Consider the following 8,264-nt stretch of genomic DNA (forward strand, 5'->3'; position numbering starts at 1 on the left):
CTAGACGGCCGCAGAGCCGACACGGCCCTTGCGCAGTGCATCGATGACCGCTTCTTTCGGACCGTCGGCGACGATCCGTCCGTTGTCCAACACCACCAACCGGTCCACCAGGCTCAACATTGAGGTGCGGTGGGTGACCAACAGGATGGTCTTGCCTTTGACCCAGCCGTGAAGCTTTTGCCGCAGGACGTCTTCGCTGCTGTTGTCCATGGCACTGGTGGGTTCGTCGAGCAGCATGATCGGCGGGTCGAGCAGCATCGCCCGGGCCATCAGTACCGCCTGGCGCTGACCACCGGAGAGCAATTGCCCGCGCTCGCCCACGGGCCGGTCGAAGCCTTGCGGGTGTTGCCGGGCCAGCTCGGTGACACCGGTCATTTCCGCCACTTCGAGCATGCGTGAATCGCTGATGTAGCGGGCACCGAGGGTCAGGTTGTCGCGCAGACTGCCGGCCAGCAGCGGCAGGTCGTGGGCGACGTAGCCGATTTGATGGCGCAGGTCGGCGACGTCCAGTTGCCGCAGGTCCAGGCCGTCGAGCAGCAACTGGCCTTCTTCCGGTTCGTAGAACCCCATCACCAGGCGCGCCAGGGTACTTTTGCCCGAGCCGCTGCGACCGATGATGCCGATGCGTTCACCGGGTCTGACACTGAAGCTGATGTTGGCCAGGGCCGGAGCACTCTGGCCGTTGTAGTGAAAGGTCACGCCGACAACATCCAGTGCGCCTTGCAGTTGAGTGCGCTCCAAAGGGCGTTGCTTGGCGTCGCGCTCCTGGGGCAGGCCCATCAGCGCGTCGGTGCTTTTCATGGTCAATTGCGCTTGCTGGTAGCGGGTGATCAGGCCGGCGATCTGCCCCAATGGCGCCAGCACCCGGCTGCCGAGCATGTAGCTGGCCACCAGGGCGCCGACGCTGAGGTTGCCGGCGATGATGCTGTAGACCCCGGCGACAATGGTCGCCATGCCGGACAATTGCTGGATGAACAGCGTGCCGTTGGTGGCAAGCGCCGACAGGTTGCGTGCGTGGCTGTCGAGACGGGTGAGGGCGCCGTGGGTGGTTTCCCATTTGTGTTGGCGTTCGCTTTCGGCGCTACAGGCCTTGAGGGTTTCCAGGCCGCTGAGGGTTTCGATCAGCAGGGCCTGGCGTTCGGCGCCGAGGCTGAGGCTTTTCTGCACGGTGTCGCGCAGGCGAACCTGAATCACCATGGCGAAGATGATGGTGATCGGAAACGCCAGGATCGGGATCACCACCAGCCAGCCACCAAGCAGGCCGATGACCAGCAGCATCAGCAGGCAGAAGGGCAGGTCGATCAGGCTGGTGAGGGTCACGGCGGTGAGAAACTCGCGCAAGCCCTGGAAGTCATGAATGCTTTGGGCAAAACCACCGATGGTGGCCGGCCGTGCTTTCATCGACATGCCGGTGATGCGCTCGAACAGCGTGGCCGAGAGGATCACGTCGGTTTTCTTGCCGGCGGTGTCCAGCAAGTGCGCGCGCACCACCCGCAGCACGAGTTCGAACGCGGTGCCGATCAACAAACCGATCGCCAGCACCCACAAGGTCGACGTGGCCTGGTTCGGCACCACACGGTCGTAGGTTTGCATCACGAACAACGGCACCATCAGGCCCAGCAGGTTGATCAGGAAACTCGCCAGGATCGCATCGCTGTACAGCCATTTCGACAACTTCAGCGTATCGCGGAACCAGGCCTGCACCCGTGGCACCAGTGGCGAGCGAAGGTCTTCGAGTTCGTGGCGGGGCCGAGCGAACAACGCCTGGCCACTGTAATGCTCGGCCAGCTCTTCGGGGCTGAGCCATTGTTCGCCGCCATCGGCTTCGCTGGGCAGGATCAGCACCTTGCCGTCTTCGCCATAACGGCGCAGCACCGCCGTGCGACCGTTGTTGAGCAACAGCAGCACGGGCAGGTTGAGGGCGGAAATGTCCTTGAGGTCGCGGCGCAGCAGGCGCGCCTGCAAACCGGCCCGGGCCGCTGCACGGGGCAGCAGGTCCAGGCTCAGGCGTTGGTGTGCCATAGGCAGCCCGGCACTGAGGCTGGCGCGACTGACTGTCGCGCCGTGGAGTTTGCAGAGGATCAACAGACCGTCCAGAAGCGGGTCATCGAAGCTCAGGCGCGGATCGACACCAAGGTTGCCGGGTTCCATGCTGGTCATTGAACGCTCCCGTGTACTACTTCAGTTCAGGCAGACGTGCTTCGTTCTTCACTTCGGTCTGGGCGATCGCATCGGCGGGCAACACGACCCGTTGCTTGCTCAGCAACTGGCCCATGTTCGCCAGTACACGGTACATCGAATACTCTTCGGTGTAGCGCACTTCGGTGTAGCGACGGTTGGCGTTATAGAGTTCGTTTTCGCTGTCCAGCAGGTCGAGCAGGGTCCGTTGGCCGAGGCCGAACTGATCCTGGTAGGCCATGCGCACGCGTTTACTGGTGTCGGCGTATTCACGGGCGGTCGGGGTTTGCTTCTTGGCATTGACCATGGCATTCCAGGCCAGGTGAATGTTCTCGTTGAGTTGGCGCAGGGCGTTGTTGCGGATGTCCATGGCCTGGTTGATCTTGTGGGCATCGGAGGCCAGGCGCGCCTTGTCGCTGCCGCCGCGGAACAGGTTGTAGTTCATCACCACGCCGACACGCCATTCGTTGTCGTGGCCTTCGTCACCCTGCACGTTGTTGTTCGCACCCACGGCCGCCTCGGCGTCCAGACGCGGGTAGAACGGCGACTTCGCGACTTCGTACTGGCTCTCGGCCGATTGCACGTCGGCCTGGGCCGATTTCAGGTACGGGTTGTTCTCCACCATGCTCTGCTGGGCTTCGGGCAGGGAAGTGGGGACTTCGCCGCGAATCGATGGCGGGGTTTCCAGCTCATCGGGCATGCGCCCCACGACGGCGTAGAAATTGGACTCGGCATCCGCCAGATCAACTTCGGCGGTGTCGAGGTTGTTTTCCGCCAGGGCGCGACGGGCGGTGGACTGGTCGGCGTCGGCGTTGCTGCCGATCCCGCGCTGGGTGCGCAGGCCGATCTGGTCGTTAACCCGCAGGTGCGCTTGCAAGTTGTTCTTGGCCAGGGTCACCAGTTCGCGGCGCTTGAGCACTTCGAGATAGACCTCGGTGGTGCGCAGGGCCAGGTCCTGCGCGGTCCCTTGGGCGTAATAGGCGCGAGAGTTGACCACGCCCTTGGTGCGCTCGACTTCATTGGCGGTGTTGAAACCGTCGAAGAGCATTTGCCGCAGGCGCAATTCCGACTGGGTGTAATTCAAGGTTTCGGTGTTGTGCCCACCTTGGGTGAGTGCCCGGGTATTGGTGTTATCGCTGTACCCGCGCCCGTACGCGGCGTTTAGATCGACGGATGGGTAAAAGCCCCCTTTGGCGACCTTGACGTCTTCGTCGGCCGACAGGCGGCTGTCTACCCGCGAAGCCAGTTCCGGGTGAGTCGCAATGGTGCTCTGGATCGCGTCGGTCAGCGTCATGGCCTGAGCGTGGGACGAGCAGGCCATGGCCAGCAGAACCGCGCTGCAGAGGGGGGTTAAAAGGCGCATGGGTGCATCTCCCTGATTCCTGATGGTGCTTATCAGTCGCCAATTATTTGACGACATTTATAGGTAGAGTTGTTTCATGTCTTTAACAAAAGAGCTAAGAACATTCTGAAGCGTAGCTAAGAAATTTTTTTCATAACGGTTATGCCAAAAAAAACTTATGCGCTCTGCAAAATCCAGCACATTGTTCAACTGCAAAGCCTTTGTTTTATGAGCTCTAGGGCGCTCATCGGGGGTTGAGGAAAGTTCCAATCCACTTATCGACATAGAGCGGAGAAGTGCTGGAGGGGAGGGACGCGAGCGATCTAGGGGTGACGGTTTTTTGTCACTGAACTGATTCACGATCGTTACGCATCGCTCAACGGCAAGTTGTCGCGAACAGGACCCCGATGCCATTGATTGCAGAGGGTTTTTCCAATAAACGCGAACAACGCCGTGAGCGACTGGCTGGGCGAGACCGTCGCCGGGGCCGCGGCTTACTCACGTAAGCCGGCACCCGGCGCACGATCCGCCAGACAACCCGCTCAAGCCATGAGCACGTTCTTCGCACAAACAAGGTGCCGACAGCGGTTGGCAGCGGAGGAAGTGCACATGGCTACGCTCATCGGTATCGTCAGTAAGGTCATAGGTCAGGTGTTCGCAGTGGCGAGCGACGGCACCCGTCGCGCGCTGGTCGAGGGAGACAGGGTGTTCGCCGGCGACCAGTTGACCACCGGTGCCGAGGGCGCGGTGGCGGTGCATCTGCAAAATGGCCAGGAGCTGACCCTCGGGCGTGACAGCAGCATGCAGATGTCGCCACAGTTACTCGCCAATCAGATTCCTCATGTGGATTCGCCTGAAGCGGTGACGCCGAGCGAAGCGCAACTGACCGATGTCGAACAGCTGCAAAAAGCCATTGCCGCGGGCGCCGACCCGACCCAGACCGCTGAAGCCACCGCGGCCGGGCCAGCCATGACGACCGGGGTGCCTGGCGGCGTCCAGGGCAGCGGCCACAGTTTTGTCCTGCTCGAAGAAGTGGGTGGTCACGTCGACCCGACCATTGGCTTCCCCACCGCCGGTTTCGGCGGCATTCCCGAACTGCCCGAGCAGCGTTTCGACGCCAATCCAAACAATTTCGTGGCAACTGCCGATGTGCCTGTCGTGCCGCCCGTGGTTGCGCCATTGCTTCCACCTGAACTTCCACCTGAGTTGCCGAACAACCCGGTGAGCCTCAACGGCCTGTCGGTAGAGAACGGCGAACTGACCGTCAGTGAAGCCAACCTGGCCAACGGTTCGGCGAGTAATGTTGGCGCGCTGACGCAAAGCGGCACCTTCACGGTCAATGCAGCGGACGGGCTGTCCAGCCTGAGCGTGGGCGGCATCAACGTGGTCACCGGCGGGGTGGCCGCGGGCTTCCCGCAATCGATCACCACGCCGCTGGGCAGTACGCTGACCATCACCGGATTCAACCCGGCCACCGGCGTGGTCAGCTACAGCTACACCCTCAACGGTGCAGAAACCCATCCGAGCGGTGGGGGCGCCAATAATCTCGGTGAACACTTCACCGTGGTAGCCAATGACAGCAACGGCGACAGCGCCACCGGTTCGCTGGACATCAACATCACCGATGACGTGCCCAAGGCTGTCGACGACCACAATGGCACCGCCTCGGAAACCCAACTCACGCTCAATGGCAACGTGCTGACCAACGACGTCCAGGGCGCGGACCGTGTGACGGTCGGGGAGAACAGCGGGCCGATCACCCCCGGCACTTTCACCGGTACCTACGGGACTTTGGTGCTCAATGCCAATGGCACCTACACCTACACCCTGAATACCAGCGATGCGGATTTCAAAGCCCTGCACGGCGCTGGCAACGGCACCGAGACGTTCACCTATACGTTGACCGACGCTGACGGTGACAGCAGCACGGCGAACCTGGTGCTGCAAATCCACAACAACGATGACCCGGTGACGATTGGCGGATTGAGCGTTGAGGGTGGCGAACTGACCGTCTTCGAGAAAAACCTCAGCGACGGCAGCGCGCCTGACTCGGCCGCACTGACTCAGAACGGCACCTTCACCGTCACGGCCCTCGATGGCGTCACCAGCCTGACCGTCGGTGGCATTTCCGTGGTCACCGATGGCGTGGCCGCAGGCTTTCCGCAATCGATCACCACACCACTGGGCAGCACACTGACCATCACCGGCTTCAATGCCGCGACCGGCGTCGTCAGCTACAGCTACACCCTGAATGACAACGAAGCGCACCCAACGGCCAACGGCGCCAACAATTTGCCAGAGCAGTTTGCCGTGACCGTGGTCGATGACAACGGCACCACCGCGACCGGTTCACTGGACGTCAACATCGTCGACGACCTGCCCAAAGGGGTGGATGACAGCAACCTCCATACCGCCTCGGAAACCCTGCTCACCCTCAACGGTAACGTGCTGACCAACGACGTCCAAGGCGCCGACCGTGTAACCGTCGGTGAAAACACCGGGCCGATCACCGCCGGCACTTTCACCGGGACCTACGGCACTTTGGTGCTCAATGCCAACGGCACTTACACCTACACCCTGAACACCAGCGATGCTGACTTCAAAGCCCTGCACGGCGGTGGCAACGGCACTGAAACGTTCACCTACACCATCACCGATTCGGACGGCGATACCAGCACCGCGAACCTGGTGCTGCAGGTCCACAACAACGACGACCCGGTGAGCCTCGACGTTTCCGGCGGGCAACTGACGGTCTATGAGAAAAACCTCACCTATGGTTCCGAGCCGGATGCCCCGGCGTTGACCCAGAACGGCACGTTTACCGTGACGGCGCCGGACGGCCTGCAATCGCTGACCGTGGGCGGGGTCTCCTTGATCAGCGGCGGCGTCGTGGTCGGGTTCCCGCTATCGGCCACCACCGCGTTGGGCAGTACCTTCACCGTCACCGGCTACAACGCGACCACAGGTGTGGTGAGTTACACCTACACCCTGAATTTCACGGATCCTCACCACCCCAACGCCGATGGCGCCAACACCGTCACCGAGCACTTTGAGGTCGTTGCCACCGACGCTGACGGCAGCACGGCAAGCGCGCAACTCAACGTCAACATCGTCGATGACCTGCCCACCGCCAACCCTGACGTCGCGTCGGTCGGCGAGGGCGGTATCGTCAGCGGTAACGTGCTGGCGAACGATGTCGGCGGCGCCGATGGCCCGGCGGCGGGCGGCGGAGTGGTCGGCGTGCGCGCCGGCTCAGACACCTCGACCCCGGTCAGTGGCGGCCTCAACACCCAGATCAATGGCACTTACGGATACCTGACACTCGATGCCCACGGCAACGCGGTTTACCACAGCAATCCGAATGCGGTGAGCGGCCCCGGCGCGAGCGACACCTTCACCTACACCTTGCGTGATGCCGACGGTGACGAAAGCACCACCACCCTCACCATCGACGTCCACAACAGCTGCATCATTGCGGTCAGCGACCACGACGTGACCGTCTACGAAAAAGCCCTCGACCTGAGCAAGGACGGCCAGGACCTGGCCGCCGGTACGGTCACCGGCAGCGATCCGGGCAACACTGGCGAAACCGCGTCGGGCACCCTGGTCGGCTCGGTCACCGGCGCAACGGGCGCGATCACTTACGCCTTGGTCGGCAGCGACACCGGGATTTACGGACAGATTGCGATTCACGCCGATGGCACCTACACCTACACCCTGACATCGCCGCCAGGCACTACGCCGCAGGCGAACGACGGCGCGAATGTCACGCACGAAACCTTTACCTACCAGGCCACCGACTCACTGGGCAATATCGTCACCAGCACCATCGTGGTGAACATCGTCGATGACGTGCCGACCGCCAAACCTGAACACGCCTCGGTCGGCGAGGGCGGCATCATCAGTGGCAATGTGCTGGACAACGATGTCATTGGCGCCGATGGCCCGGCGGCGGGAGGCGCGGTGGTCGGCGTACGCGCCGGCTCCGACACCTCGACGTCCGCCAGCGGTGGCCTGAACACCCACATCAACGGCACTTACGGTTACCTGATCCTCGATGCCCAAGGTAATGCGGAGTATCACAGCAACCCGAACTCGGTCGGCGCCGCCGGAGCCACCGATACGTTCACCTACACCATCCGCGATGCCGACGGCGATGAAAGCACCACGACCATCACCGTCGACGTGATCAACAGTTGCCTGACAGCGGCCAGCGACACCGACGTCACGGTCTACGAAAAAGCCCTCGACCTGAGCAAGGACGGCCAGGACCTGGCCGCCGGCACCGTCATCGGCAGCGACCCCGGCAACACCGGCGAAACCGCGTCGGGCACGCTGGTTGGCTCGGTCACCGGCGCGGTGGGCGGTCTCACCTATGCGCTGGTCGGCAGCAACGTCGGTGCCTACGGGCAGATCCAGATCAACCCCAACGGCACCTACACCTACACCCTGACCACACCGCCGAGCACCACGCCGCACGCCAACGATGGTGCAAACGTCACGCACGACACGTTCACTTATCAGGCCACCGACGGGCAGGGCAATATCGTCACCAGCACCATCGTGGTGAACATCGTCGATGACGTGCCGACCGCCAAACCTGAACACGCCTCGGTGGGCGAGGGCGGCATCATCAGTGGCAATGTGCTGGACAACGATGTCATTGGCGCCGATGGCCCGGCGGCGGGAGGCGCGGTGGTCGGCGTACGCGCCGGCTCCGACACCTCGACGTCCGCCAGCGGTG

General features: G+C 62.6%; 3 protein-coding genes. 1 reads left to right on the plus strand and 2 read right to left on the minus strand.

Annotated elements, in window-relative coordinates; all coding sequences use genetic code 11:
- Together J1D76_RS16120 and J1D76_RS16125 are read right to left on the minus strand one after the other, a co-directional pair.
- A complete protein-coding gene (locus J1D76_RS16120; RefSeq protein WP_421139235.1) occupies positions 1-2,160 on the minus strand; it encodes a type I secretion system permease/ATPase in 2,160 nt (719 codons plus the stop codon).
- 16 nt (positions 2,161-2,176) lie between these two features.
- Positions 2,177-3,541 (minus strand): TolC family outer membrane protein, encoded by a 1,365-nt coding sequence (locus J1D76_RS16125; RefSeq protein ID WP_421139236.1) that lies wholly within the window; start codon positions 3,539-3,541, stop codon positions 2,177-2,179.
- Between the two features lie 588 nt (positions 3,542-4,129).
- Here J1D76_RS16125 and J1D76_RS16130 point away from each other — a divergent pair.
- The coding region (locus J1D76_RS16130) for a retention module-containing protein (protein WP_421139237.1) at positions 4,130-8,264 on the plus strand (4,135 nt) is incomplete at its 3' end.

The organism is Pseudomonas sp. NFX15, from assembly GCF_049132105.1.
Classification (GTDB): Bacteria; Pseudomonadota; Gammaproteobacteria; order Pseudomonadales; family Pseudomonadaceae; genus Aquipseudomonas.

Excerpts from the sequence above, each read along its gene's own strand:
- J1D76_RS16125 (WP_421139236.1), bottom strand. The coding sequence starts at position 3,541 with ATGCGCCTTTTAACCCCCCTCTGCAGCGCGGTTCTGCTGGCCATGGCC.
- J1D76_RS16120 (WP_421139235.1), bottom strand. The coding sequence starts at position 2,160 with ATGACCAGCATGGAACCCGGCAACCTTGGTGTCGATCCGCGCCTGAGC.